The sequence below is a fragment of the Nesterenkonia marinintestina genome, from assembly GCF_025420485.1.
In the GTDB taxonomy this organism is placed as follows: Bacteria; Actinomycetota; Actinomycetes; order Actinomycetales; family Micrococcaceae; genus Nesterenkonia; species Nesterenkonia marinintestina.
In genome coordinates this window covers 146,839-173,049 of sequence record NZ_JAOEFD010000005.1, presented here as the reverse complement: position 1 = coordinate 173,049, position 26,211 = coordinate 146,839, and the positions used below count along the sequence as shown (strand labels likewise).

25 protein-coding genes are annotated in these 26,211 nt (G+C 70.4%); 14 read left to right on the top strand and 11 right to left on the bottom strand.

Annotated features, from left to right (window positions below; all coding sequences use genetic code 11):
* The first annotated feature begins 39 nt into the window (after positions 1-39).
* Positions 40-585, top strand: a complete 546-nt coding sequence (locus N7E59_RS06045) for a hypothetical protein (protein WP_315942992.1) — start codon at positions 40-42, stop codon at positions 583-585.
* A complete protein-coding gene (locus N7E59_RS06040) occupies positions 582-1,625 on the top strand; it encodes a nitronate monooxygenase (RefSeq protein WP_261624016.1) in 1,044 nt (347 codons plus the stop codon). Before N7E59_RS06045 ends, N7E59_RS06040 begins: the two co-directional genes overlap by 4 nt.
* Before the next feature lie 108 nt (positions 1,626-1,733).
* On the opposite strand, the gene N7E59_RS06035 is transcribed toward N7E59_RS06040, so the two are convergent.
* Together N7E59_RS06035 and N7E59_RS06030 are read right to left on the bottom strand one after the other, a co-directional pair.
* Positions 1,734-5,186, bottom strand: a complete 3,453-nt coding sequence (locus N7E59_RS06035) for a pyruvate carboxylase (protein ID WP_261624015.1) — start codon at positions 5,184-5,186, stop codon at positions 1,734-1,736.
* Positions 5,187-5,223: 37 nt separating this feature from the next.
* Complete coding sequence (locus N7E59_RS06030; RefSeq protein WP_261624014.1) at positions 5,224-5,469, bottom strand: hypothetical protein; 246 nt, start codon at positions 5,467-5,469, stop codon at positions 5,224-5,226.
* Here N7E59_RS06030 and N7E59_RS06025 point away from each other — a divergent pair.
* From N7E59_RS06025 to N7E59_RS05995, 7 genes are all read left to right on the top strand, one after another.
* Positions 5,462-5,746: an HU family DNA-binding protein gene (locus N7E59_RS06025; RefSeq protein WP_315942991.1), complete on the top strand. Its 285-nt coding sequence runs from the start codon at positions 5,462-5,464 to the stop codon at positions 5,744-5,746. The two genes, N7E59_RS06030 and N7E59_RS06025, sit on opposite strands and share 8 nt — an antisense overlap.
* Positions 5,747-5,868: 122 nt before the next feature.
* Entirely contained in the window at positions 5,869-6,825 is a 957-nt protein-coding gene (locus N7E59_RS06020; RefSeq protein ID WP_261624013.1) for a cation diffusion facilitator family transporter, read from the top strand.
* A 95-nt stretch (positions 6,826-6,920) separates the two neighbouring features.
* On the top strand, positions 6,921-7,712 hold the full coding sequence (locus N7E59_RS06015) for a copper resistance CopC family protein (RefSeq protein ID WP_261624012.1): 792 nt from the start codon (positions 6,921-6,923) through the stop codon (positions 7,710-7,712).
* Positions 7,709-9,790, top strand: coding sequence for a bifunctional copper resistance protein CopD/cytochrome c oxidase assembly protein (locus tag N7E59_RS06010; protein WP_261624011.1), 2,082 nt, complete (start codon positions 7,709-7,711; stop codon positions 9,788-9,790). Before N7E59_RS06015 ends, N7E59_RS06010 begins: the two co-directional genes overlap by 4 nt.
* Complete coding sequence (locus tag N7E59_RS06005; RefSeq protein ID WP_261624010.1) at positions 9,787-10,671, top strand: hypothetical protein; 885 nt, start codon at positions 9,787-9,789, stop codon at positions 10,669-10,671. The genes N7E59_RS06010 and N7E59_RS06005 overlap by 4 nt, the downstream gene beginning before the upstream one ends.
* Entirely contained in the window at positions 10,668-12,647 is a 1,980-nt protein-coding gene (locus N7E59_RS06000; RefSeq protein WP_261624009.1) for an NHL domain-containing thioredoxin family protein, read from the top strand. Before N7E59_RS06005 ends, N7E59_RS06000 begins: the two co-directional genes overlap by 4 nt.
* Before the next feature lie 83 nt (positions 12,648-12,730).
* Complete coding sequence (locus N7E59_RS05995) at positions 12,731-13,207, top strand: flavodoxin domain-containing protein (RefSeq protein WP_261624008.1); 477 nt, start codon at positions 12,731-12,733, stop codon at positions 13,205-13,207.
* Here N7E59_RS05995 and N7E59_RS05990 read toward each other — a convergent pair.
* The 5 genes from N7E59_RS05990 to N7E59_RS05970 are packed head-to-tail and all read right to left on the bottom strand — an operon-like array spanning position 13,200 to position 17,143.
* The gene (locus tag N7E59_RS05990) at positions 13,200-13,694 is read right to left on the bottom strand and encodes a glutathione peroxidase (protein ID WP_261624007.1); all 495 of its coding nucleotides are present in this window, start codon (positions 13,692-13,694) and stop codon (positions 13,200-13,202) included. The two genes, N7E59_RS05995 and N7E59_RS05990, sit on opposite strands and share 8 nt — an antisense overlap.
* Before the next feature lie 11 nt (positions 13,695-13,705).
* Complete coding sequence (locus tag N7E59_RS05985) at positions 13,706-15,148, bottom strand: aldehyde dehydrogenase family protein (protein ID WP_261624006.1); 1,443 nt, start codon at positions 15,146-15,148, stop codon at positions 13,706-13,708.
* Positions 15,149-15,187: 39 nt separating this feature from the next.
* Positions 15,188-15,784 (bottom strand): energy-coupling factor transporter transmembrane component T family protein, encoded by a 597-nt coding sequence (locus N7E59_RS05980; protein ID WP_261624005.1) that lies wholly within the window; start codon positions 15,782-15,784, stop codon positions 15,188-15,190.
* Positions 15,781-16,473 (bottom strand): energy-coupling factor ABC transporter ATP-binding protein, encoded by a 693-nt coding sequence (locus tag N7E59_RS05975; RefSeq protein ID WP_261624004.1) that lies wholly within the window; start codon positions 16,471-16,473, stop codon positions 15,781-15,783. Before N7E59_RS05975 ends, N7E59_RS05980 begins: the two co-directional genes overlap by 4 nt.
* A 31-nt stretch (positions 16,474-16,504) precedes the next feature.
* Positions 16,505-17,143: a biotin transporter BioY gene (locus tag N7E59_RS05970; protein WP_261624003.1), complete on the bottom strand. Its 639-nt coding sequence runs from the start codon at positions 17,141-17,143 to the stop codon at positions 16,505-16,507.
* A 71-nt stretch (positions 17,144-17,214) separates the two neighbouring features.
* Here N7E59_RS05970 and N7E59_RS05965 point away from each other — a divergent pair, with 71 nt between their 5' ends.
* Genes N7E59_RS05965 through N7E59_RS05955 form a run of 3 tightly spaced genes read left to right on the top strand, consistent with a single transcriptional unit; the run spans position 17,215 to position 19,025 of the window.
* Positions 17,215-17,817, top strand: coding sequence for a TetR family transcriptional regulator (locus N7E59_RS05965; RefSeq protein WP_261624002.1), 603 nt, complete (start codon positions 17,215-17,217; stop codon positions 17,815-17,817).
* Positions 17,818-17,852: 35 nt separating this feature from the next.
* Positions 17,853-18,038, top strand: coding sequence for a hypothetical protein (locus N7E59_RS05960; protein ID WP_261624001.1), 186 nt, complete (start codon positions 17,853-17,855; stop codon positions 18,036-18,038).
* A gap of 60 nt (positions 18,039-18,098) precedes the next feature.
* Positions 18,099-19,025: an AEC family transporter gene (locus N7E59_RS05955; protein WP_261624000.1), complete on the top strand. Its 927-nt coding sequence runs from the start codon at positions 18,099-18,101 to the stop codon at positions 19,023-19,025.
* A gap of 44 nt (positions 19,026-19,069) precedes the next feature.
* On the opposite strand, the gene N7E59_RS05950 is transcribed toward N7E59_RS05955, so the two are convergent.
* The 4 genes from N7E59_RS05950 to N7E59_RS05935 form a co-directional block, all read right to left on the bottom strand.
* Positions 19,070-22,195 carry a helicase-related protein gene (locus N7E59_RS05950; protein ID WP_261623999.1) on the bottom strand — a complete coding sequence of 1,042 codons (3,126 nt, stop codon included), beginning with the start codon at positions 22,193-22,195 and terminating at the stop codon, positions 19,070-19,072.
* On the bottom strand, positions 22,192-22,554 hold the full coding sequence (locus N7E59_RS05945; protein ID WP_261623998.1) for a hypothetical protein: 363 nt from the start codon (positions 22,552-22,554) through the stop codon (positions 22,192-22,194). Before N7E59_RS05945 ends, N7E59_RS05950 begins: the two co-directional genes overlap by 4 nt.
* Before the next feature lie 133 nt (positions 22,555-22,687).
* Positions 22,688-23,965: a phospholipase D family protein gene (locus N7E59_RS05940; RefSeq protein WP_261623997.1), complete on the bottom strand. Its 1,278-nt coding sequence runs from the start codon at positions 23,963-23,965 to the stop codon at positions 22,688-22,690.
* Positions 23,958-25,157 (bottom strand): DUF6361 family protein, encoded by a 1,200-nt coding sequence (locus N7E59_RS05935; RefSeq protein WP_261623996.1) that lies wholly within the window; start codon positions 25,155-25,157, stop codon positions 23,958-23,960. Before N7E59_RS05935 ends, N7E59_RS05940 begins: the two co-directional genes overlap by 8 nt.
* A 74-nt stretch (positions 25,158-25,231) precedes the next feature.
* Between N7E59_RS05935 and N7E59_RS05930 the strand changes: the two genes are divergently transcribed.
* Both N7E59_RS05930 and N7E59_RS05925 read left to right on the top strand, forming a co-directional pair.
* The gene (locus N7E59_RS05930) at positions 25,232-25,741 is read left to right on the top strand and encodes an OsmC family protein (RefSeq protein WP_390905016.1); all 510 of its coding nucleotides are present in this window, start codon (positions 25,232-25,234) and stop codon (positions 25,739-25,741) included.
* A 4-nt stretch (positions 25,742-25,745) separates the two neighbouring features.
* Positions 25,746-26,198 carry a hypothetical protein gene (locus N7E59_RS05925; protein WP_261623995.1) on the top strand — a complete coding sequence of 151 codons (453 nt, stop codon included), beginning with the start codon at positions 25,746-25,748 and terminating at the stop codon, positions 26,196-26,198.
* Positions 26,199-26,211: the final 13 nt, after the last annotated feature.

Genomic DNA, 26,211 nt, shown 5'->3' with positions numbered 1-26,211 from the left:
GGGAGGGGGAGAATGGGAGGCATGAGGAGCACGGGAAGCATGAGGAGCATGGGAGGGCGACAGGGAGCCGCCGCCGTCGCACGTGTGCCGGGGCCGCCGGGAGGGCCGCTCTGGGCGCGCACCGCCCTGCTGCTGGTGCCCGGCATCTGGCTCGGCCTGCTCATCGGGATCTCGCTGATCGAGGCGCCCCTGAAGTTCACCGCCCCCGGAATCACCGTCCCGCTCGGCCTGGGCATCGGCCAGCGGGTGTTCCTGGCGATGAACATCGTCGAGGTGGTGCTGGCCCTCGTCCCGCTCCTCGCGGTGCTGAAGGTCCTCGGGACCGCGCTGCGCCATCGGGTCTGGATCCTCAGCCTGAGCGTGCTGGGCGTGCTCGCGATCAAGACCCTGATCATCCGCCCCGTGCTCCATCAGCGCACCGCGGCCGTGCTCGCCGGTGAGTACGAGGGCGGTTCGCCGGCCCATTGGGCCTACATCGCCGCCGACGGCGCCCTTCTGGTGCTGCTGAGCCTGCTCGTGCTCGCCGCGGCCAGGACCCTGCTCGCCCCGGCGGCACCGCGACGCACCCCCGAGGATGCTCCATGATGCCGCACCGCCCCCTGCCGATCATCGCCGCCCCGATGGCCGGCGGCCCCTCCACGCCCGAGCTGGTGGCGGCCGTCGGCGACGCCGGTGGGATGGGCCTGCTGGCCGGCGGCTACCTGACTCCGCAGCGGCTGGCCGAGCAGATCGCCGAGACCCGGGACCGCACCGTCGCCCCCTTCGGGGTCAACCTCTTCGTCCCGGAGGAGGAGCGCCCGGACCCGGAGACCCTGGAGGCCTATTCACGGGCGCTCGCCCGGCCCGCATCCCGGCTGGGCGTCGAACCGCCGACGGTCGGGGAGTACGACGATGACGCCTACCCGGCCAAGCTCGAGATGCTCCTGGAGGATCCCGTCGCCGTCGTGTCCTTCACCTTCGGGTTGCCCGGCGCTGAGACGGTGCGCCGACTCCGGCGCCTGGGCACCGCAGTGGTGCTCACCGTGGCCGACGCCGAGGACGCCCGCTGTGCCGCGGCGCTGTCCCCGGACGCGCTCGCCGTGCAGGGGACCGAAGCTGGAGGCCACCGGGCCACCCTGGCGATGACGAACGAGCCGAACAGCCTGGGTCTCGACGAGCTGCTCACTCAGGTGCGGGAGGTGACCGATCTGCCGCTGATCGCGGCCGGCGGGATCTCCACTCCCCACCGCGCGGCCGAGGTCCTGCGCACCGGTGCGCACGCGGTGCAGATCGGCACCGCGTATCTGACCACGCGGGAGGCCGGCACCAAGGCCCCGCATCGCCGTGCCCTGCTCGAGGCGGCGGCCCACGGCGGCCCCGGCGCGCCGACCCTCGTCACCCGGGCGTTCTCCGGCCGCCCGGCCCGCGCCCTGGCGAACAGCTTCACCGAGGAGCACGACGCCGAGTCCCCGGCCGGCTACCCGCACGTCCACCACATGACCGCACCGCTGCGCGCCGCGGCGGCCCGGGCCGACGACGCCCAGCACCTGAACCTGTGGGCCGGCACCGGGCACGCGGACTGCCACGAGGAGTCGGCGGGGGAGCTCACCCGACGTCTGGCCGCCCCTGTGCTCGGAGGAATCTGAGCTCAGCGGCCGGAGGACTCAGGGGCTCCAGGCGTACTTCCCCAGACGGATCTCCGATCACCTCCGCACACGGGACTCCATGCGTCGTCCTCGTGGTTCGTCGCGCGTTCAGTCCTCGTCGATGACCAGCAGCAGGTCCCCGCCGTTGACCTGCTGCACCCCGTCGAGCACGGTGCGCCGCACGGTCCCGCCGACCGGGGTGGTGATGGAGGCCTCCATCTTCATCGCCTCGATGGTCGCGATCGACTGGCCCGCCTCCACGGTCTCGCCCTCCTCGACGGTCACCGAGACGGCCCCGGCGAACGGCGCGGCGATCTCCCCCTTCTTGGAGGTGTCGGCCTTCTCGGCGGCGTGCACGGTGGCCTCGACGGACTCGTCTCGGACCACCAGCGGCCGTGCCTGCCCGTTGAGGGTGCAGACCACGGTCCGCATCCCCTTCTCGTCGGGCTCGGAGATCGACTGCAGGGTCACCAGCAGGCGCACCCCCTTGCCCAGGGAGATCACGTGCTCGTGGTCCTTCATCAGGCCGTAGAGGAAGTCCCGGGAATGCAGGACCATCACATCGCCGTAGTGCTCCCGGGCGGACTCGTAGTCCCGCGTCGGACCGGGGAACAGCAGTCGGTTCAGCACCGCCTGACGCTCCGGACCGGACCCTTCGGTGAGCACCCTGCTGTCCTCGTCGTCGAGGGTCTCGTCCAGGGGCTTGACCGTGCGGCCCTCCAGGGCCCGGGTGCGGAACGGCTCGGGCCATCCCGCGGGCGGGTCTCCGAGCTGACCGGCCAGGAACTGGATCACCGAGTCCGGCAGGTCGAAGTCCTGCGGGTTCTGCTCGAACTCCTGCGGGTCCACGTCCATGCCGACCAGCTGCAGCGCCAGATCGCCGACGACCTTCGACGACGGCGTCACCTTCACCAGGCGTCCGAGCATCTTGTCCGCGGCGTAGTACATGTCCTCGATCGCCTCGAAGCGTTCTCCCAGCCCCAGGGCGATCGCCTGCTGGCGCAGGTTCGAGAGCTGACCGCCGGGGATCTCGTGGCGGTAGACCCGTCCGGTCGGGCTCGGCAGCCCGGACTCGAACGGGGTGTAGATCCCCCGCACCGCCTCCCAGTAGGGCTCCATCGAGGCCACCGCCTCGAGCCCGAGCCCGGTGTCGCGGTCGGTATGCTCCAGCGCGGCGACCAGCGCGGACGCCGGGACCTGGGAGGTGGTCGAGGCCATCGAGGAGGTCGCGACGTCGACGGCGTCGACCCCGGCCTCGGCGGCGGCGATCAGCGTGGCCAGCTGTCCGCCGGCGGTGTCGTGGGTGTGCAGGTGCACCGGCACGTCGAACCGCTCACGCAGCGCGGTGACCAGGATCTTCGCGGCCTGCGGACGCAGCAGTCCGGCCATGTCCTTGATCGCGAGGATGTGTGCCCCGGCGTCGACCATCTTCTGCGCCAGCTCGAGGTAGTACTCGAGGGTGTAGATGTCCTCGTCCGGGTCCGTGAGGTTCCCGGTGTAGCACAGCGCGGCCTCGGCCACCGCGGTGCCGGTCTTGCGGACCGCCTCGATGGCCGGGGTGATCTGTGAGACGTCGTTCAGCGCGTCGAAGATCCGGAAGATGTCCACACCGGTGGCCGCGGCCTCGGCGACGAACGCGTCGGTCACCTCCAGCGGGTAGGGGGTGTAGCCGACGGTGTTCCGGCCGCGCAGCAGCATCTGGATCGGCACGTTGGGCATCTCGGCGCGCAGCAGCGCCAGCCGCTGCCACGGGTCCTCGGAGAGGAAGCGCAGCGCGACGTCGTAGGTCGCTCCGCCCCAGGCCTCCACGGAGAACAGCCCCGGGGTGACGTGGGAGATCGCCGGTGCGGCGGCGAGCAGGTCGCGGGTGCGCACCCGGGTGGCCAGCAGCGACTGGTGGGCGTCGCGGAAGGTGGTGTCGGTGACGGCCAGGGCCTGCTGGTCGCGCAGGCGCTGTGCGAAGGCCTCCGGTCCCTGCTCCAGCAGCAGGTCCCGCCATCCGGCCGGCTTGGCGGCCCGCGAGGGCCCGTCGAAGGGGCTGCGGTCGGGTTCGTCGCGCTTGTCGCCGGGGAAGTGGGGGAGCTTGTCGCGGGGGTCGATCCCGTCGACCCGCGGTCCGTGCGGCTGATTGACGGTCACATCGGCCAGGTACTGCAGGGCCTTGGAGCCGCGGTCCTTGGACCGGTTGACCTTCGCCAGCTCGGGGTGCTTGTCGATGAAGTCGGTGGCCAGGTCCCCGTCGAGGAACTGCTGCTCGTCCAGGACGTTCATCAGGAACGGGATGTTGGTGGCCACCCCGCGGATGCGGAACTCGGCCAGGGCCCGTCGGGCCCGGGCGATCGCGGTGCGCCGGTCGCGTCCGCGGGAGGTCAGCTTCACCAGCATCGAGTCGAAGTGGGGGCTGATCTCGGCGCCGGTGTAGACGGTGCCGCCGTCCAGGCGGATGCCCGAGCCGCCGGCCGAGCGGTAGACGGTGACGGTCCCGACGTCGGGGCGGAACTCGTTGGCCGGGTCCTCGGTGGTGATGCGGCACTGCATCGCCGAGCCGCGCACCGAGAGCTCGTCCTGTCGGATGCCGAGGTCCTCGAGGGTCTCGCCGGCGGCGATGCGCATCTGCGCGGAGACCAGGTCGATGTCGGTGATCTCCTCGGTCACGGTGTGCTCGACCTGGATGCGGGGGTTCATCTCGATGAACACGTGCTGGCCCTCCCGCTCGCCGGCGGTGTCCACCAGGAACTCGACGGTGCCGGCGTTGCGGTAGTCCATGGCCTTCGCGAAGGCGACGGCGTCGCGGTAGAGGGCCTGACGGATGTCCTCGTCGAGGTTCGGGGCAGGGGCGATCTCCACGACCTTCTGGTGGCGGCGCTGGATCGAGCAGTCCCGCTCGAAGAGGTGGACGACGTCCCCCGCACCGTCGGCGAGGATCTGGACCTCGATGTGCCGGGGACGGACCACCGCCTGCTCGAGGAAGACCGTGGGGTTGCCGAATGCGGTGTCGGCCTCGCGCATCGCCGCGTCGAGCGCGTCGGGGAGGTCCTCGCGGCGCTCGACGCGGCGCATGCCGCGTCCGCCGCCGCCGGCCACGGCCTTGACGAAGATGGGGAAGCCGATGCGGTCGGCCTCGCCGAGCAGCTGGTCGCGGTCGTCGGAGGGGTCCGAGCTCTCCAGCACCGGCACTCCGGCGGCCTTCGCCGCACGCAGCGCGCGGACCTTGTCTCCGGTGGACTCCAGCACGTCGGCGGGCGGGCCCACGAAGGCGATCCCGGCCTCCTCGGCCGCGCGCGCCAGCCCCGCGTTCTCGGAGAGGAAGCCGTAGCCGGGGTAGATCGCGTCGACCTCGGCCTCCACGGCCACCCGGATGATCTCGTCGACGTCCAGGTAGGCCCGGACGGGGTGCCCCTCCTCGCCGATCCGGTAGGCCTCGTCGGCCTTCTGCCGGTGGAAGGAGTTCCGATCCTCATGCGGGTAGACGGCGACCGTCTTGGCCCCCAGCTCGACGCCGGCGCGGAGCGCCCGGATCGCGATCTCGCCGCGATTGGCGACCAGGATCTTCGAGAACATGCGGGAACGTCCTTCCTCCACTGATCAGGTGGACGGGTCAGGGGATGTCGCTGAGCTGCTCGTCGCGCCAGAATACCCCGCAGCCCACCGGAGCGAGTGCACCGGACCACATACTGAGCATCATACTGAGCATCGTCGTGAGCACCCGCAGAGGGGGAGAATCGCCGAGAATCGGCGGAATCTCAGGGATTCCGGCAGAACTGCGTGGTAGGTTGCCGTTCGAAAGCCCCAGATCACGGGGACTGATACCGATCGACGTCCAGGAGGACATCACCATGGCCATGAACCGCAGCGAACTCGTCGCCGCCGTCGCCGAGAAGTCGGGCAACTCCCAGGCCGCCGTCAACGGCGTGCTGGACGCCGTCTTCCAGGTCTTCACCGAGGAGGTCTCCCGCGGCGAGAAGGTCACCATCCCGGGCTGGCTGGCCGTGGAGCGCACCGAGCGTGCCGCCCGCACCGGTCGCAACCCGCAGACCGGCGAGACCATCCAGATCCCGGCCGGCCACTCGGTCAAGCTGACTGCTGGTTCCAAGCTGAAGAGCGCCGCCACCGGCAAGTGAGCCGACGCCTCCTGCTGAGTCAGGCCCCCGATCCGGACCGCGGGTCGGGGGCCTGACCCGTCTCAGGGGCGTCTCAGGGCTGTGTCAGGGCTCGTGTGAGGTGCGGGTGGGATGATGGAGGCATGAACGACGACGGCCGCTCCCACGGTCACTCCCACGGCCCCTCGCCGGCCGAGGCGGCCGCGGCGCCCGAGCTGCGGCGGCGGTTGGCGATCGCCTGCGGCCTCGTCCTGGGGATCGTGGTGCTGCAGGGCGTCGGCGCGGTGGTCACCGGAAGCCTGGCGCTGCTGGTGGACGTGGTGCATTCGCTCACCGACTCCATCGGACTCTTCGTGGCCCTGATCGCCGCGGTGCTCATGTCCCGCCCGGCGGGGGCGCGCAGCACCTGGGGCTTCCGACGGATCGAAGTCCTGGCGGCCCTCGGCCAGGCGCTGCTGCTGATGGGCATCAGCGTCTACGCGCTGCTGGAGGCCTACAGCCGGTGGGCCGATCCGCCCGAGGTGGCCTCGCTGGAGCTGCTGTTCGTGGCCTCGGCGGCGCTGCTGCTCAACGGTGCGGCGGTGTGGGTGCTCGCCGCGCGCCGCGGGGCGAACCTGAACATGCGGGCCGCCTTCCTGGAGGTGCTGCTGGACGCGTTGGGCACCCTGGCGGTGATCGTCTCGGCGGTGGTGATGATGACCACCGGATACCAGCGAGCCGACGTGCTGGCCGCGGTGGTCATCGCCCTGATGATCGTGCCGCGTGCGGCCCTGCTGATCTCGGAGACCGTGCGGGTGCTCATGGAGTTCGCACCCAGGGGGCTCGACGTGGAGGAGGTCCGCCGCCACCTGCTGGCCCAGGAGCACGTGGTCGACGTGCACGACCTCCACGCCTCCACGGTGGCCACCGGGCTGCCGGTGCTCTCGGCCCACGTGGTGCTCGAGGACGAGTGCTTCCACGACGGCCATGCCATGGAGATCCTGGAGGACGTCCGCCGGTGCACCGCCGAGCACTTCGACGTCGGCGTCGAGCACACCACCTTCCAGCTGGAGAACCGCACTGTGAGTGCGGGAGAGCCGCACCACGTCTCACACCCGTGACGGGACTCCGTGCCGCCCCGCCGACATCCGGGATCCCCGCGCTTCTACGCGGCGTAGAATCGGGGGCGGTCCCCGTACACCGACCAGGAGGTCCCATGCCGCATCCGATCGCCGTTCCGACGTCCGCCCCCGCTCCTTCGGCCCTGCGCCGACTGGCCGCGGCCACCGCCGTCGGGACCCTCACCCTCGGTGCCGGCATGCTCACGGCCTCGCCCGCCTGGGCCCATGACACGCTCATCAGCTCCACCCCCGAGGACGGGGCGGAGGTGACCGAGCCCCTGGATGAGGTCACCCTCGAGTTCTCCGGCGACGGGCTGACCACCGGCGAGGGGATCACCAACGAGATCCGGGTGACCGACGAGGACGGCGACGACCTGGCGACCGAGACCGAGGTGGACGGCGCCACCATGTCCACCACCTTCGACGAGCCTCTGCCCGACGGCGAGTACGACGTCGTCTACCGGGTCGTGTACTCCGACGGCCACGATGAGGAGGGCGAGCTCTCCTTCGCCGTGGACGCCGGCATCGAGGACGGGGCCGACGCCGAGGGCGAGGACGCCGAGGCTGACGAGGCCACTGACGACGACGCGGCTGACGACGACGCGGCGGCCGACGAGGAGGAGGCCGGCGCTGAGGCTGAGGCCGACGAGCTGCAGGACCCCGTCTCCGAGGAGGGCGACGCCTCCGGCTGGATGGTCATCCTGCTCGGGATCGGCGGAGTGCTCATCGTGCTGCTGGCCGTGATCATGATGCGCCGCAAGGTCAACCAGGTGGAGGAGTGGAAGCAGGGCCGCCGGGAGCCGGGAGGCTCGGGCGGACCCGCCGACGGTCGGGACTCCGGTGCGACCGATCCGGATGACCCCGAGGGCCCGGACCGCACCCCGTGACGCAGACCCGCCGAGCCTCCGCCCCCCTGCTGTGGACGGCCGCCGCCCTGGCGGCGGGGCTCGTCGCGCTGGTGGTCGCCGGACTCCTGTCCGGACTCGGCTCCGCGGACCAGATCTCCGACCCCGGCCCCGCCACCCGGTGGGGCCTGCCCGTCGCCCGGTTCCTCCACCACCTGGCGATGGCCACGGCCGTCTCGGCCGCACTGCTCGCCGCCGTGGCGATGCCCCACCGTCGCGGCCCGCGGCGCCGGGTCCGTCGACGCGACGCCGCTGAGGCCGCACCGGAGCCGGAGCACCCCCTCTACACGCAGGCCCTGCGGATCGCCGGCGCGGCCGCGGTGGTCTGGACGCTGGCCGCCCTGGCCGTGCTGGTCCTCACCTACTCGGCGGTGGCCGGACAGCCGATCACCGGGGACGAGGGGTTCACCCAGGGCCTCATCAGCTTCATCGCGTCCATCCCGACCGGTCAGGCCTGGACGGCGATGGTGATCATCTCCGCGGTCTTCGCCACCCTGATCGTCGCCGTGCGCGCACCCGGCGGGGTGTTCGTCCTCACCCTCCTCGGTCTGACCGGGATCATCCCGATGGCGCTGGTCGGACATTCGGCCTCCGGGGACGACCACACCGCCGCGGTCAACTCCCTCGGACTCCACCTGCTCGGCGTCATCGTCTGGGTGGGCGGGCTCATCGTGCTGGCCCTGCTCTTCGGCGAGATCCGACGACGCACCCCCGAGGAGCCGCACCTGGTCGGTACGGTCCTCAGCCGGTACTCCACCCTCGCCGGCATCGCCGTCGTCGTGGTGGCCGGGTCCGGGACGGTGAACGCGGCGCTGCGCATCGAGGCCTGGTCCCAGCTGGTCACCACCGCCTACGGCACCCTGATCCTGCTCAAGGGCTTCGCGATCGTGGCGCTGGGCCTGATCGGGTGGATGCACCGCAGCCTGATCATCCCGCAGCTCACCGCCGAGGAGCCGCCCCCCGGCCGCGACCGCGTCATCGGGCTGCTGCGGCGCCTGGTGCTGGTGGAGGTCGCGATCATGTCCGCTGTGGTCGCACTGTCGGCGATCCTGGGCCGCACCTCGCCGCCGGCCTCGGAGGACCTGCCCCCCGATGCGACCCCGGCGCGCATCCTCACCGGCTACGACCTCCCGCCGGCGCCGGACCTGGCGAACTACTTCGTGCTCTGGCGCCCTGACTGGCTGTGGGTGACGCTCTGCGTGTTCCTTGCGGTCTGGTACGTCCTCGCCGTGGCGCGGGTCAGGCGTCGGGGGATCCGGTGGCCGATCATGCGCGCGGTCAGCTGGCTGTTCGGACTCGCCGGACTCTTCTGGGTGACCTCCGGCGGGCCGGCGATCTACGGGATGGTCCTGTTCTCCGGGCACATGGTCCAGCACATGACCCTGACCATGGTGGTGCCGATCTTCCTGGTGATGGGCTCCCCGGTCACCCTGGCGCTGCGCGCCCTGCCGGTGCGCACCGACGCCAGCCGGGGACCGCGCGAGTGGATCCTGTGGCTGGTGCACTCGCTCTGGTCGAAGATCGTGACCCACCCGCTGGTCGCCGCGGCGAACTTCGCCGGCTCCATCCTGCTGTTCTACTTCACCCCGATCTTCGGGCTCGCCCTGGAGTTCCACATCGGGCACGAGCTGATGATGGTGCACTTCCTGCTCACCGGCTACATCTTCGCGCTGGTGCTCATCGGCGACGACCCGCTGCCGCAGCGGCCCGCCTACCCGATCCGGCTGCTGATGCTGCTGGCGACGATGGCCTTCCACGCCTTCATCGCCATCGCGCTGACGAACATGGAGATCCTCATCGAGGCCTCCTGGTTCGGGAACATGGGCCACGACTACGGATTCACCGCACTGGAGGACCAGCGCTCCGGCGCGGAGATGATGTGGGGGCTCGGTGAGATCCCTGCGATGCTGATGGCCGTGATCGCGGCGATCCAGTGGTCCCGCGACGACACCCGCGAGATGCGGCGCACCGACCGTGAGGCCGACCGGACCGGGGACGCCGAGCTGCAGGACTACAACGAGATGTTCGCCCAGATGGCTGAGAGGGACTCCCGACGATGACCCACCCCCACCGCTCCCGCCCCTCCGCGGTCGGCACCTCTGCGGTCAGCCCCGTGCTCGCTGCCGGCGCCGTCCTCGCTCTGGTGCTGACCTCCTGCGGGGCCTCCGACGAGGACACCGCGCAGAGCGAGCGGGCCGGCGGCGACCGGCTGGTGACCTCGGCGGAGGCCGGGATGGAGCGGGCCTCGAGCTTCGGCTTCGACTCGGCCGGGTTCTTCACCGAGGACGCGGTCCAGGAGTTCCGCACCCAGATGGAGGACTCCATGGCCGAGGGCGCCGACGACGCCGAGGTGGACCCGGCCGAATGCGCCGAGCCGCTGGCCGCCGTGGACTGGGCCCCGCTGCTGCTGGGCACGGACGCGGCCCGGGTGGACTTCGGCTCCGAGACCTTCACCGGCACCGGCTCCATCGAAGTCGCCTCGGTCTCCGACGGGGAGGACTCTGAGCGGGTGGACGAGCACTTCGACCACGTCCGCACCCTGGTGGAGTCCTGTCCGGAGCTCGAGTTCTCCCGGCACGGCTCGGACTACGACCTCGAGGTCTCCGAGGTGGAGCTCGACCAGCTTGAGGCCGCCGAGTCCGGCCATCAGGGCACCATCGCGTACTCCTGGGAGCGCGGGTTCGAGGGCGAGGACCAGGACGGCGACGAGGACGGCGACCAGGACGGGGAGGAGACCGAGGTTCCCGAGGGCGCTCCCGACGACGAGGCGCACCGCGGCGGGGGCGGAACAATCGTGGCCCAGATCCTGTTCACGCGGATGGACGACGACGTGGTCATGGTCTCCTTCATCGGGGAGACCGCGGCCGGGTCGTCGGAGTTCACCGAGATGGCCGAGTCCATCACCGACCACACCCTGGACTCTCTGGAGGAGACCCGATGACGGAGACGATCCGCCGCACCGACAGGATCCGCGCCTCGGAGCTGGTCGGCCGCGGGTGGCTGAACACCGGTGGCCGGGAGGTCACCCTGGAGGACCTGCGCGGCAAGGTCGTCATCCTCGACTTCTGGACCTTCTGCTGCATCAACTGCCTGCACGTGCTCGACGAGCTCCGCCCGCTGGAGGAGCGGTTCGACGACGTGGTGGTCACCGTGGGCGTCCACTCGCCGAAGTTCGAGCACGAGGCGGACCCGGAGGCGCTCGCCGCCGCGGTGGAGCGCTACGAGATCGCCCACCCGGTCCTGGACGACCCCCATCTGACCACCTGGCAGGCCTACTCGGCCCGCGCCTGGCCGACGCTGGTCGTGATCGATCCGGAGGGGTACATCGCCGCCCACCTCTCCGGGGAGGGCCACGTGGCCGGACTGACCTCCCTGGTGGAGGAGCTGGTGGCCGAGCATGAGGCCAAGGGCACCCTGCACCGCGGGGACGGGCCCTACGTCCCGCCGGAGCCGGTGTCCCGGACGCTTCGCTTCCCCGGAAAGGCCGTGCCGATCACCCGCCCGCTCGGCGGGGACGAGTCCTCGGTGGGCCGGTTCCTGGTGGCCGACACCGGTCACCACCGGATCGTGGAGCTGGACCAGGACCTCGAGACCGTCGTGCGCACCTACGGCGGGGGAGCGGCGGAGACCCCGGAGAAGGGCCACCGCGACGGCGACGCCGAGGCCGCCCGCTTCACCGAGCCGCAGGGGCTGGCCGTGATGCCCGCCGAGGTCGCCGAGCAGGTGGGCTTCGACGTCGTCGTCGCCGACACCGTGAACCACCGCCTGCGGGGGATCGACGCCGCCTCCGGGCAGGTCACCACCCTGGCGGGCAACGGCGTGCAGCGCCTCATCGACTCCGAGCGGGTGACCCGGGGGCAGGACGGCCCGGCAACCGGCTCGCTGGGCACCGACCCGCTGGAGGTGTCCCTGTCCTCGCCGTGGGACGTCGTCTGGTCCGAGGCCGCCGACCGTCTGGTCGTCGCCATGGCCGGCACCCACCAGATCTTCACCTTCGACCCGCGGACCTCGGAGCTGGCCGTGTGGGCCGGCACCGGCCTGGAGGGCCTCACCGACGGCGACGCCGAGGAGTCGTGGTTCGCCCAGACCTCGGGGCTCTCCGTCGACGCCGCCGGGGACGTCTGGATCGCCGATTCGGAGACCTCCTCGCTGCGCGTGCTGCGCGTGGCCCAGAACCCGCAGGCCCCGCGTGTGGAGACGATCGTCGGCGAGGGGCTCTACGACTTCGGATTCCGCGACGGCGCTCCGGAGCAGTCCCGCCTGCAGCACCCGCTGGGGGTGGCCGCGCTGCCCGACGGTTCGGTGCTGGTGGCCGACACCTACAACGGTGCGGTGCGGCGCTACCACGGGGAGCACCTGGCCGCAGACGGCACCACGGTCGCCGCGGAGGTCTCCACGGTGGCGCGCGGGCTGAAGGAGCCGGCCGACGTGCTGCTGGACTCCGACGGCGCCACCCTGCTGGTGGTGGAGTCCAACGCGCACCAGCTGGTGCGCATCGCCGTGCCGGAGCAGTACCTCACCGTGGACGAGGGGGCCCTGCAGACCCAGCGGCCCACCACCGCGGTGGCCGCGGGCGACTTCGACCTCACCGTCGGCTTCGCCGCCCCGACCGGGCAGAAGCTCGACGACCGGTGGGGCGACCCGACCCAGCTGAAGGTCTCGGCCTCGCCGGAGGAGCTGATCCTCGACGGCGCCGGCTCCTCGGAGGGACTGCACCGCACCGTGCGGCTGAACCCCGAGGTCGGCGAGGGCGTCCTGCACATCACCGCGCGCGCAGCGGCCTGCGACGGCGCGCCGGGGGAGGAGATCCCGATGCACGCCGCCTGCCACCTCTACCAGCAGGACTGGGGCATCCCGGTCACGGTGGAGTCCGGCGGAGACACCGGCCTGCAGCTGGATCTGCGCGGAGTGAAGTAGGGGCCCGCGGGGTGAAGTGGACGCCCGCCGGGTGAAGTAGGCTCGTGACCAGCAGTCATGTCGCATCGAAAGGCGGAGGACCTATGACCACGATGGTCGTTGTGGCGAGCACCCATGGCTCGACGACGGAGATCGGCGAGCGCATCGCCGCCACGCTCAGCTCACGCGGCGTCCGCGCCCACACCAAGGACGTGTCCGAGGCGGGCCGATGGCTCCACGACGCCTCGAACGTCGTCATCGGCATGCCGGTGTACAAGCAGAAGCTGCTGGCCGACGGCCCCATGTTCCTGGAGTCCCACCGCACCGAGCTGCAGGGCAAGCCGCTGTTCGCCTTCGCCGTCGGCGGCGCCCCACGCCTGGACGGGGAGCTGGCCTCGCAGCTGCGGCGGTACGGCCCCCGCGAGATCGCCTACTTCCGGGGCGCGATCGACTCCGAGAAGCTCGGCTTCGTCGAGAAGCTGATGCTCCGCATCTCCAAGTCCCCGCTCGACGCCGACTGGCGCGACTGGCCCGCCGTCGAGGACTGGGCCCGCGAGCTGGTCTCCTACGGGGTCAGCTGAGCCACTCCTGAAGCCGGTCGACCAGCTCGGGTGCGTCCGGGGCGGTCGTCGGGCCGAAGCGGCGGAACCGGCCGTCGGGGGCTATGAGGAACTTCTCGAAGTTCCACCGGATCCGCCCGCTGCGACCGTCGACGTCCTCGGCGTCTGTGAGCGTGCGGTAGAGCGGGTGCGCCCGCCGGCCGTTGACCCGCACCTTCTCCGTCATCGGGAAGGTCACGCCCCACCGGGACGCGCAGGTCTGCGCGATCGACTCCTCCGAGCCCATCTCCTGGAGGAACTGGTTCGAGGGCAGGCCCAGCACGGTGAACGAGTGGTCCCGGTAGGTGCGCTGGAGCTCCTCGAGCTGTTCGTACTGCGGGGTGAACCCGCAGCGCGAGGCCACGTTGACCACCAGTACCGCCCCGTCTCCTGTGAGGTCTCCGAAGGTGGTGTCCTCACCGGAGAGGGTGCGCAGCGGGACCTTGCGGAGCCTGTCGACGTCGAGCATGGACGCTCCCCTCACATCAGCTTCCGCAGCAGTCCGCGCTTGATCCGGCCCAGCGGCGGCATCGCGAAGGCCAGGGTGTCCGGGGTGTAGGGCTTCTCCACCACCGGCTTGTAGTGGCTGAACCGCCGGAACGACGCCTCGCCGTGGTACGCACCCATCCCGGACTCTCCGACGCCGCCGAAGGGGATGGTCACCGCGCCGGCCTGGATGAGTCCGGCGTCGTGGACCACACCGCCCGAGGAGGTCTCCTCCTCGAAGAGCTCCCGGGTCTCGTCCGAGTCCGAGTACACGTACAGCGCCAGCGGCTTCTCCCCGGACCGGATGAGCTCGACGGCGTCCTCCGGCGACTCGACCGGGACGATGGGCAGCACGGGTCCGAAGATCTCCTGACACATCAGGGCGTCGTCGCCGCGCGGACCGGCGGTCAGGTCCAGTCCCTGCGGTCCGCGGCGCGGGGCGGGGGAGTGGACCACGGTCGGGGCGAAGTACCGCTGCTCCCGATCGTGGTGTCCGCCGAAGGCCACGGCGGCCCCGGCTCCGGCGCGGTTGGGCGCGGTGTGCTCCTCCAGGGCCGCGGAGAGGCGGTCGAAGTGCTTCTCGTCGACGATCCGCCCGTAGTCCGCGCTGGCCTGCGGGTCACGTCCGTACATCTGCCGGCAGGCCTTCTCCAGGGCGTCGGTCAGCGGCTGCACCCGGTCGTGGGTGGTGAGCACGTAGTCCGGAGCCACACAGGTCTGTCCGGCGTTGGTGAACTTGGTCCACGCGATCCGACGGGCGGCGGCCTCGAGGTTCTCGTCGTCGTCGAACCAGGTCGGAGTCTTGCCGCCAAGCTCCAGGGTCACCGGGGTCAGATGCTCGGCGGCGGCGCGCATCACGATCCGACCCACATGGCCGTTTCCGGTGTAGATGATGTGGTCGAAGCGCTGCTCGAGCAGCTCCGTAGTCTCCTCGACCCCGCCCTCCACCACCTGGACGGCGTCCGGGGAGGTGTGGCGGGGCAGCAGCTCGGCCAGCGCCTCGGAGGTGTGCGGAGCGACCTCGCTGGGCTTGACCACCGCGGTGTTGCCGGCGGCCAGGGCACCCACCAGCGGGGACAGGCACAGCTGCACGGGGTAGTTCCAGGGCGAGATGATCAGGACCACGCCGAGCGGCTGGGGCCGAAGCCTGGCCTTGGCCGGACGCAGGAACGTCGGGACCCCGAGCCGCTTCGGAGCCGCCCAGGACTCCAGGTGCTTGAGCATATGGTCGATCTCTGAGACGACCACGCCCATCTCGGTCAGCTGGGACTGCGCCGGGGACTTGCCGAGGTCGGCCTCCAGGGCCTCGGTCAGCCGGTCGGCGTCCTCGGTGAGCATCTCGCGGATCCCGGTGAGCTGCCGGCGACGCCAGTCCAGGCGTCGGGGTTCTCCGGTCTGGGCGAGGCGACGGGCTGCGGTGACGGCTGCTGCGCTCATGGGCACAACATAGCAGTGAGCACCTGTGCAGAGGCACCATCACCCCTGGCCACGCGCCTCCAGGGCGTCTCCGACGTCGTCGGCGTAGTGCAGGGCGAGCACCAGCACCGGCACCACCCACGACCACGGCGGCAGCCGCACTCCGCGGCTGCGCTGGGCGTCGCGGACCTGGGCCACGAAGACGCTGAGCTGCCCGATCGCCGTGAGCACCAGACCCATCGCCAGCCCCACCCGTTCGGGCCGGACGCCGAACCGCCGCAGCGGTCCCAGGAACCGTTCGGCCGTCTCGACCATCGCCGCGATCGGTGTGGTGCGGGTGACGCACTGGGCGAGCAGCACGATCGACACGATGCGCGCGGTGTTCGTCGCCGCGGTCAGCGGATCCAGGAAGATCAGCTGCACCAGGGTGACCGCCAGGAACAGCACCAGCAGCTGCCGGATGTCGGCCAGCACGGTCGAGGGACGCAGCCGGGCGAGGGCGACGACCGCGGCCGGGGCGGCCAGCGCGGCGATGATCGTCCACACCGAGGCCGGCGCGACCGAGAGCGCGAGGGCGACCACAGCAAGCAGTCCCACCTTCGACGCGGGCGGTGCTCGGTGCACCACCGAGGTGCCGGGCACATAGAGGGAGATCACCGCAGCGACATCCGGTACGTCTCGATGACCTCGTCCGGAACGCCGTGGCCGGCCACGCGCCCCTCGGCGATGAGGACGGCCTCGTCGCAGCGGGAGGCCAGCTCCAGATCATGGGTGACCAGTACGACCTGCTCGGCCGCCGGGGCCAGCAGCCGGGAGGCGAGGATCTCCCGGTGCCTCAGGTCCATCAGGCTGGTGGGCTCGTCGGCCAGCACGACCGATGGGCCGCCGACGAGCACCGAGCACAGCGCCAGGCGTTGGGCCTGGCCGGAGGAGAGCGAGGCGCAGGGACGTTCGGCGAGCTCGGTGAGGTGGTGCTCGGCCAGGGCCGCATCCACCCGCGCGGCGATCTCCCGTCGGTTCAGCCCGCGCCCCCGCAGGGTCAGCGCCACATCCTCGCGCACCGTGGGCATGATCGCCTGGGCGCCGGGGTGGGAGAAGACGAATCCGAGGCGTCGGCGCAGCGACTTCACATCCTCGACCGTGTCGAGCCCGTCGACGAGGACGCGGCCGGCGGCGGGGCGGACCAGCCCGGCCACCGCACGCGCCAGGGTGGACTTCCCGGACCCGTTCTCTCCGATGACCGCGGTGCGTGGGGCGTCCAGGCGCAGGGTGACGTCGTCGAGGAGCACTGCGGTGCCCTCAGGCCCGGAGGCCTCCACCCGCAGGGCGTCGATGCTGATGGACATGAGGCTTCCTCAGGCTTCCCAGGCAGACTTCTCAGGCGCGGAAGGCCCGCGGGTAGGCCTTCCAGAGCTGCATGGTGATCACCGCGGCCAGCACACCCTTGATCAGGTCTCCGGGGACGAAGGTCAGGGTCGTGATCATCGCCTCGCGGGCTCCCAGCCCCAGGATCAGAGCCATCACGGGGACGCCGACCGCGTACATGGTCACCATGCCCGCGACCACCGTGGCCAGCAGCGTCCGAGGCCAGGTGGGGAGGACGTCCCGACGGCGCAGCCCTCCGTGGACGATGAGTCCGACGACGAAGGCGGTGAGGACCCAGGACACCAGGAACCCGACCGTGGGCCCGGCGAACACGCCGAGCCCGCCTCGGAACCCGGACAGCAGCGGGAGCCCGAGGGCGACCAGGCCCAGGAACAGGGTCACCGAGGCCGCGCCGCGCAGCGGTCCCAGGACGGCCCCGGCCAGCAGCACGCCGAGGGTCTGCAGCACCACGGCCACCGGCCCGCCCAGCGGGATGCCGGGAATCATGCCGAAGGCGGCGATGACGGCGGCGAACACGGCGATCTGCGCCAGCGTCCGCGCCGACGAGCCCCGGCCCGATGAGCTCCGGCCTGAAGAGCTCCGGCCTGATGAGCGGGGCGCCGGGGCGCGGTGGACGGTCTGCTGGTCCATGGGGTCCTCCCGAAGACGGCGGGGAAACACCTGAACGGCGTTCAGGTGAGCGCTGTGGATATCGTAGACCCATGTCTGCGCACATGCCGAATCCCGGCTCCCCGCAGCCGACGGCGTCGTCGCCGCATGCGCGGAACAGCTACGGCGACGTCGTCGCCGCCGCGCTGGCGATCCTCGACGAGTACGGCCTGGCGGACCTGTCGATGCGCCGGGTCGCGGCCTCCCTCGAGGTGCGGCCCAGCGCCCTGTACTGGCACGTGCCGAACAAGCAGCGGCTGCTCGCCGCGGTGGCCGATCAGATCCTCGACGGCACCGATCGGGTGCCCCTGACCGGAGACCTCCGGCATGACGTGGGCACCCGGGCGGCCGCGCTGCACGAGGCCATGCTGGCCCACCGCGACGGGGCCGAGGTGGTCGCCTCCACGGTGGCCCTCGGCGTCGGCGGGCGCCGGCTCGCCGATTCGATCCGTGAGGCTGCGGCCCAGACCGACGACGGTGCGGCCGACCCCGTCCTCGTCGAATCGGTGTGCTCCCTGCTGCTCGGCGCCACCACGGTGATCCAGCAGCGGCGCCAGGCCGCCGCCCTCGGTGTGGAGCTCGGTGAGGAACCGGCCGTGACCGGCGGCGGCGTCGAGTTCGGGCAGATGCTGGAGATGCTCCTGAGCCGGTCATAGACTGAGCCCGCAGGCTCCAGAGCGGAGGTGCCGCCATGCCGTTCCGATTCGGGACACTGCTTCTCGTCACGCTGGGATTCGTCGCGCTGCTGGTCTTCGGACTCCACCAGGTCGGCACCGTCAACGACGCCGGCCGCAACTATCTGCTCGCCGCCATGGCGCTGATCGCCCTGGGGTACGGGGTGCTGCGCGTGCTGCAGTCCGTCAGCGAGAGGGACTGAGCGGCGCAGCTCCGGCGACCCGCCGTCCCGTCGGCCCGTGGCCCGCTAGAGTGGGCGGCGATGACCGACGTGCTGGTGACGATCGCGCCCCTGACGGCGATGATCGTCCTGGGCTTCGCCGCCGGATGGTCCTCCCGGCTGGCCGCCGCCGAGTCCGGTCTCAACGTCTTCGTCCTGCACATCGCGCTGCCGGCCTTCCTGTTCAGCGCCGTGGCCGGGGCCTCCCTCGAGGGCGGGCTTCCCGTCCCGTTCCTGCTGATCGCGCTGCTGGTGCCCACCGCCGTCTCCGGCGCGGTGCTGGTGGTCGCCCGGGCCGTGCCGGGGCTGCGGGAGCGCCGGCTGGCCGGACCGCTGGCGCTGACCGGCGGCTACGGCAACGTCGGCTACCTCGGGGTGCCTCTGGGGATCAGCCTGCTCGGCGCGGAGGCCGCGCTCGCGGTCGGCATCGGGCAGCTGCTGCACAACCTGGTGTTCATGATCGGATACCCGCTGCTGGCCGAGGCCGGCACGAGCCTCCGGCGCACCCTGGTCTCAGCCCTGCTGCTGAACCCGGTGGCGCTGAGCATCTTCGCCGGTCTCGCGGTCGCCGCCGTGCCGCGGTCCCTCCCGGGGCCCGTCGACGAAGCCGTGGAGCTGCTGGCCGGGGCGGCGGTGCCGGTGGCGCTGTTCGCCGTGGGTCTGGCTCTTCACCAGGCGCTGACGGGTCTGCGCTCCGGGCAGGTGCCGCTGGGCGCTCTGACGGCGGCCACCGCGGTGAAGATGCTGCTGCTGCCCGCGGCGACCTGGGGCGCGGCGATGCTGGTGGGGCTGGAGGCGCAGCCGACCGCCGTGCTGGTCCTGTTGGCGATCATGCCGACCTCGACGACGGCGTACCTCTTCGCCCACGCCTATGACGGTCACGGCCCCTTCGGCGCGGCGACGATCTTCGTGACCACCGTGCTGTCCGTGGGCCTGATCCCGCTGGCTTTCGTGCTGGTGCAGACCTGACGCGCTGACGTGCCCATGGGCCTGACCGTGGGGTCCGGTGCTCGTCAGCGACCAGGTGGGCTGAGGTCGATGGTCGTCGAGTGATCCGATTCCCCGAGCAGCTCGATCATGTCCTCCTGACGTGGCTGTCCCAACGTCATCCGGTAATGGGTGAGGAGGTCGCGCAGGTGTTCGTATCGTGGGACCTCGCGGCTGTGCGGGTAGGCCATGAGGACCCGCTGGATGCGTGCGGGGCCCGGGTAGATCCACCACGGGGAGAAGGCGCCATGCGTGGTCGGAGACCTCTCGGCCTCCTCGAAGGCGGAGTACCAGGGGTTCGTCGGGGACGAGGTGTCGCGCACGAGTGCCTCCGCGCCGTGATGATGCGCGACGTTCTTGCGGACTGCATGACCTCCGAACCGATTGACCCGTCCTTCGCGCTGTTCGAAGTCGACGGGGTTCCACGGGAGGTTCCAATGCACGACGCGGTGACACCACCAGTGGAAATCGATCCCTTCCTGGCCCACCGACGTGCTGGCCAGCACGAACGGCGCGAACGGCGAGTTGAACGAGCTGCGGACCTCGGCGAGGCGGTGGGCCGCACTGTCCGACGTCTCGCTCTGCTGGTGGGAGCCGTATCGCAGCGCGTACCGGACGGAGAAGGGAACCTTGGGGTCCTCTGCGGTGTAGTCGTGCCCCTCGTAGATGGCAGGGCGCAGGCTCATTCCGGTGACGGCGCGCTCAGCCAGGTCGATGACCTGGTCCGCCGCAGTTCCGGTCGGACCTCGGTCGCAGGCGAGTTGGAAGAGGTACTCGTCCAGCACGGATTCCAGGCCGCCGTCTGCGCAGTAGTCCGCCACCTGACGCCAGTACGGGCGCGATGGGTCGGGGGCCCCGTAGAGCGCGGAGAGGATCCGCGCCGTCTCGGGTCGGTTGAAGAGGTTCCGCAGGCCCAAACTGAGCGTCCAGGCGGCTCGTTGGACGACCGTCCCGTCCGTATCGTCGGAAGCCACGCGCGACATGCATCGACGAGCGATGCTGCCGGGGGAGAAGGCGGCGAGCACAGGCAGGTCGTCGTGCCATCCGAGCTGCGAGGTGTCCTCGGCCGCTCGTGCGAGATGTCGCTCCCAGTTCTGACTCGTCTCCCGACCCTGCCGGCCCGCGTCCCTCAGCCAGACCGTGCGTGCTTCGGCCGCTGCGGTCTTCGACGCTCCCAGGAAGGCCTCCCAGGGCTGAGCGACACGGTCGGGCATCGGGTCCAGAAGCTGGTGCAGACGTCGTGTGGTGTAGGCGAGATGCTCGTCGACGCTCGGCTGTGCCCCGGCATGTTCGCGGACCGTCGACAACGGGTCTCCGGCACGGGCGAGCTGGGGTTCGGGCCAGAACAGTGCCAGAGTGTTCATCGCGGAGGGTGAGCCGTCCGGTCGGACTGCCCATCCCAACCGCGAGGTGAAGGCGGTCCCTTCGCCGCGCGACCCGTCGCTGCGCCGGAGTTCGGCGACCGCGCGGCGGTGTGCTTCGTAGCTGAGGAGGCAGGCCACCGCGGTGGGGACGGACCGCCAGGCGGAGAATATGAGGCGCTTCGTGGGGGCCTGCTCGGAGAGGTCGGAGTAGACGCACCCCGGCCGCAAGTAGGGCATCGACGGCGGCAGCCAGAGCATCTTCCACCAGCCGAGGTCCACCGTCTGGTCCACCATGCGTCGCAGGTAGCCGTGACCGAGGTCCACTTCGCCGAAGCTGTCGACCTGTCGACGGGTGATGCGTCTGGAACGTCGGAGGAGGTCGCGCAGCTGCGGCTCTCCGTCGGCGATCCGATCGCGGACTCGGTCACCGAAGGCATACCCCTCCATGAACGTGGGGAAGTGGGGTACCGACTTCCAGTAGTCCGCCGTGATGTGGGTTCCGACGATGTCGCCCAGGCGTCGCAGGACGATCCAATCGTGGAAGTCGGCCGCGTGCGGGGCCTCAGCTTCCTGCCACAGGACCTCGACCATATCCGTCTGTTCGGTCAGAGGCGGACGTTCGGAGCGGGAGATGATGGGAAGCAGTGCCTCCCTGACCTGCTGCGCCGCCTCTCCAGGGTCGGCGTCTGTCGTGGGATCGATCAGCGCACGCCGGAATCGCTCGAGCGTCTGCGTCAGCTCCCGTCGTGGTGCAGGCTGATGCCGATTCAGGAAGTCGATGGTCCGGAGGAAGTCCGACTGGTGGGAATCGTCTCCTCCCGAACGGGTGAACGGCGTGTAGGGCGTCGCCGAGAGCAGCAGGATCTTCGCATGGGGGTGGTTGAACAGTGTGTGGGCGAGCTCCAGGTCTTCACCGCTTCCCGGTTCGTCCTCCGCGGCGAGGAGGTCCCGGAAGCGTTGGAACTCGTCGAGCACGATCAGATCAGGCTCCAGAACCTTCGCCCCGGCGCGGGCGAGCTCTCGACGGAGGTGCGCGATCAGGTTCCACAGTGCGTGCCACGCCTCGGGGCTTGGGTCCCGTGCTCCGGAGCGCAGCACATCCGTACGCATGCGGACGAAGTCGCTCTGCAGCCCGGAGGCGCGGACGGCCTCGGCGAACTCGTCGATGATCCGCCGGTCCAACGGTTTGTCACGTGTGCTCTGCCGCATGTGCTCGACCTCGCGGGAGAAACTCTCCTCGCCGGCTGCCCCGCGCAGCAGGGTGAGACCGGCCCGACGTTCCGTCTCGTCTGCATCGGTCAGTCGCTCGAGGATCACGGCGAGCAGAGCACGCTCCTCCTTCCGGCCGCTGCGCCAGGCTCCCTTCGTCGGTTGGAGTGATGTGGCAGGAGTCAGGGGGATGAGGTTGAGAGAGGCGGAACCCACTGCGACGCCGCCGTCCAGGAGATCACCCTGAGTGGCGAGCATCGAGAGCCTGGTGTTCAGCTCGGCCTGCGGCTCACCGGTGATGTTGAGGCGTCTGATGTTCTGCTGGGCCAAGTCCCGATTGCTGCACACGTAGAGGACGGTGATCCGTCGGCGGCCGGCGGCCTCCAGATGCTCGACGGTTCGGGCGATCACCCCGCGGGCCACGATGCTCTTGCCCAGTCCGGTCTCATCTGCGACGAGGAACCGGCCGCTGCGTCCGCTGCCGTCCTGGTCCCCGTAGAACCGATCGAAGACATGGTGCACCGTGCGCAGCTGGAACTCCTTGAGACCACGGAGATGCGGTGCGGCTCGGAACGTCACGTGGTCTCCTCCGATTCGGAGTGCTGCCGGTGGGCCTGCCACGCGGCTTCCCAGAGGGCCAGGAAGTTCGGAGGAAGGTGCGGAGGCTCGTCGTCGGCCATGACATACTCCACGAGCTTCTTGGCTTCGTCGAGGCCCTCAGCATCGGCGGCCAACGCCTGCAGCAGGGTCTCGAGGAGACCCGGGAACGTCGGTGCTGCCGAGGCCGGACCCTGCGCGCCGGTGCTGCCGAGGGGGCCTGCGGGCAGAAGTCCTGCAGTGTTGATGTCGAGCAGGACCATCAGCAGTTCGATGAGCTTCGAGGGGTCCCGGAGCTGCCGCGCGACGACGGCATGGCGTCGGCCGGGTGGATCGCCCATGAGGTCGGCCATGAGGACCGTCGACCGTCGTTCTCCTTCGGGAGACTCCACAGTCAGTCGGACGAAGGCTGTGATGTCGGTGAGTTCGACGCCGTCGAACACTGTGGCGTCGTCGCCGTCGCCGGGAAGCTGATCAGCCCCCAGGTCCTCTGCTGAGCAGGTGCCAGGTGAGCTTTCCGATCTCCGGTGTCGATGCCACCGGGGGATCGTCCCGGGTGACCGTCAGGCGGTACGGCCCCTCGCCGGTGATCGCGATGCCGAAGGGGACTGCTGCGAGTCTGTGGAGTCGGTGTTCGAGAGCGCTGAGCCCATCCTCCTCTACCTCCGGGGTCGGTTCCTCCGACAATGGGTATTCCACCAGCATGGAAGCCAGGGATCGGCGGATGGCATCGGGTCCCAGCTCGTGGCGGCGCCCCTCGAGCTCGACCATGACTTCGACGTTCCGGTTCCAGGCCGCCTCGGTGGCGTTGGCAGATCCGATGAACAGACGTGCTCGATGGTCGAAGGCGCACGAGATGACCTTGGCGTGAAGGCCCGTCAGTGTGACCTCGTCGGACTCGGCTTCGCCGTCGTCGTCGGCCTGGCCGTCCATGACCCATGAGCGGAATGCGGACCGGCGCAGAGACGACGTGGTCGAGAGCCCGTCCAGCGTCGTGGTCCGGGAGATCAGGTCCACCTGATGCGTTCGGTCGGTGATGGTCCGCAGCCCCTGTTCGGTCACGAAGGGCGACGCGACCAGAGTGTGCGTCGCCGTGAAGTCCGGTGTCGTCGAACCGGGGAGGCCCAGCACGTGGAACGTCAGGTCGAAGTGTTGGTCGACGTCCCAGACGGTGTGACGGAGTCTGGTCGCGAAGTCGAGGAGGTGCCGTCTGCGCCCCTCGGGCAGTCCGGGGCGGGAGCGCCCGATCATGTACTCCACCAGCTCGGCGAGGGGATCGGCGATCCGCTGGTCCGCCGGCTCCACGCCGGAGGCGGGAGCTCCGTCGATGCTGATGAGAGTGTCCCAGCTGTGATCGAAGGTCAGGTTCCGACTCGAGGAGATCATCCGGTACCGATGTGCCTCTCCATCGGTGAATTCCATGAGCCAGATCTTGGGGTGGAAGATCCCTCGGATGGGGTTGACCGGGTGGAGGGCGGGTTCGAGGAGCGTGACCAGGTCTGTGGGCCCGGTGAGGCTCCACGCCCCGGACTGGGCGAAGATGTCGATCCTCTCGCTCACGCCCATGAGAGCACCGATGATGCCGGCCTTCTCGGGTTCCTCCTCGAGCCCCGCCGCGGTGAAGGCCATGGGGATCGACAGCGCGGCCGTCAGGTCGAGCGTGAACGAGGTTCCGACAGCGCGGGAGAGGCGGAATCCTCTGGGCGGCGTGAGTTCGTCGGCGAGGAGGATGCGGGATGTCGGGTCAAGCACCGTCGTCCACCCCGTCCCAGATGTCGCCGATGATCGTGCGCACCGTGTTCCAGCGCATGACCATGCGCGCGCTGCCGGAGGCGCCGGACCACTGAGACAGCAGCCGTCTGTTCTCAAGCCGAGACTGTGGTCCTTTCAGGAGCTGCTCGCGCGCGGCGACGAGTCGACGGGCGTCGGATGAGGTGGCGACTCCATGAGGTCCGTCGATCGCCAGATGCCGCGACCATCGATGGACGAATCGCCTCACTCCAGGAGGCAGCCCACGACGCCGACGGGATTCGACCAGGTGGAACAGCTCCTCGACGTCCCAGGCAGGAGCCTGCTCAGCCTCGTCGGCCCATCGGTGGATCCTCTCCCGATAGTCGAGAATCAGGTCATCGGTGCCCGTCTCCGGCTCTGGGCCGTTCTTCTCCTCAGTGAGCCGACGATGGGTCTCGGCGAGCAGCAGGTTATAGAGCAGCTGCGCTCCATGGATGAACAGGCTGAACGCTTCTGCGATCCGCATGTGGTCTCGGGCGATCTGAGGCATGGACACCACCGAGGGATCCTCCCACGGAGCCCGGCTCGTCAGATCGGGACGACGCCTCAGGAGGTGCGCCAGGACGCTGTGCGGTTCGGCCATCTGGAGCGTGTCCTGCAGCCAGCGGGCCTGATCGGCGTCCAGGGAGAATCCGCCGGGGACATTCCGGGGGAAGCCCTCGGGCGCCGCGGGAAGCCCTCGGGCCATGAGCAGCGGTGGAAGACTGTCCGCGTCTGCTTCCGCGAGGATTCGCCGGGCAGTAGGGCTCTGTGGCGGGATGACGATTCGATGGACCGTCAGCATGCGCCAGTAGAGGCTCGAGGGGAGGCTCTTGACCTGTGCCCCGGCCTGCGCCCCGATCAGGCCCATCCGATCGGAGTCCTGAGGGAAGTGCCGGATGAGCTCGCGCTCCAGTCTCCGGGCCGTGTCGTGCAGAGCATCGGGGGAGGCTCGCTGCATGGCGATCTGGTAGCACCAGGGGACGAACAGCAGGTACTTCGCTCGGGTGTGCAGAGTCGACGTGCCGGGGAACAGGATGTCGGCGAGGTCGTCGCGCAACGATGCGAGACCCAGCTCCTCCCGCGATTCGCGCTCGCTGAACAGAGCGGCGATCTCCCGCATGCGACGCTGCTGCTCCGGTGAGGAGTCGGCCCATGCGATCTTCACACCCATAGGACCACCCTAGCGAGGACCGGACACAGACCGGCGCGGCATCGCCGCGCCGCGGACATGGGAACATCGTGTCCATGGACGCATCACAGAACAGCACCCCGGAGCCGGTCAGGGGCCCCACCGAGATCTCGTCCCATCGCGTCGACATGACCCGCGTCGGACCGCACCACTACCGTGCGCGCAATGCGGCCGGCGCGGAGCTGGACTTCGGGCGGGGGGAGGGACTCCTGACCCCCGTGGAGCTGCTGCTCGCCGCCATCGCCGGATGCTCCTCGGTCGATGTGGACACGGTCGTGTCACGCCGCAGCGAGTTCACCGGCTACGACGTCTCGGCCGAGGGGACGAAGGTCCAGGAGGACGGTGCCTCCAGGCTGACCGGCATCCGGCTGCACTTCGATCTGAGCTTCCCCGACGACGAGTCGGGACGCCGGGCCGCGGGCATGGTGGACCGCGTGGTCCAGCTCTCCCACGACAAGAACTGCACCGTCTCGCGCACCGTCGAGCTGGGTGAGCCGGTCGCGTTCACCACCGACGTCACCCTTGACACCGCCGACGACACCACCGACGACGGCACCGACGACTGAGTCCATGGGAGTCCCAGGCTCGGCGGAGGAGGCCAGGGGCGAACTCGTGTTCGCAGCCCTGGTCCTCGCGCTGCTCGTCGGAGTGGTGATCGTGCTGGCGAACGTGTTCACCAGTGACGAGGGTCGGAAGCCCCATGAGCTGCGCGCCAATTCGCAGGAGCGATGGGTCCGCAGCCTGCCTGCGTGGCAGGCCTCGGACGCAGAGCACGGCCAGGCGGCGTCGACGATCAGCCGGTCCGCGATGACCTGTGACTCTCTGGCGGACTACGGCGGCGGTGTGCGCGACTACGCCACCGGCACCGGAGCTGCGGAGGAGCCCGAGGACTTCGTGCTCATGCAGGTGGGCATCTACATCCACTGTCCTGAGCATGTGGACGAGCTCGAGGACTGGGTCAGCTCCCAGCGGCGGGAGACGCCGTACTGGGTGACGAATCCTCGGACCAACCTCGCGGACTGACCACTCGTCGCTC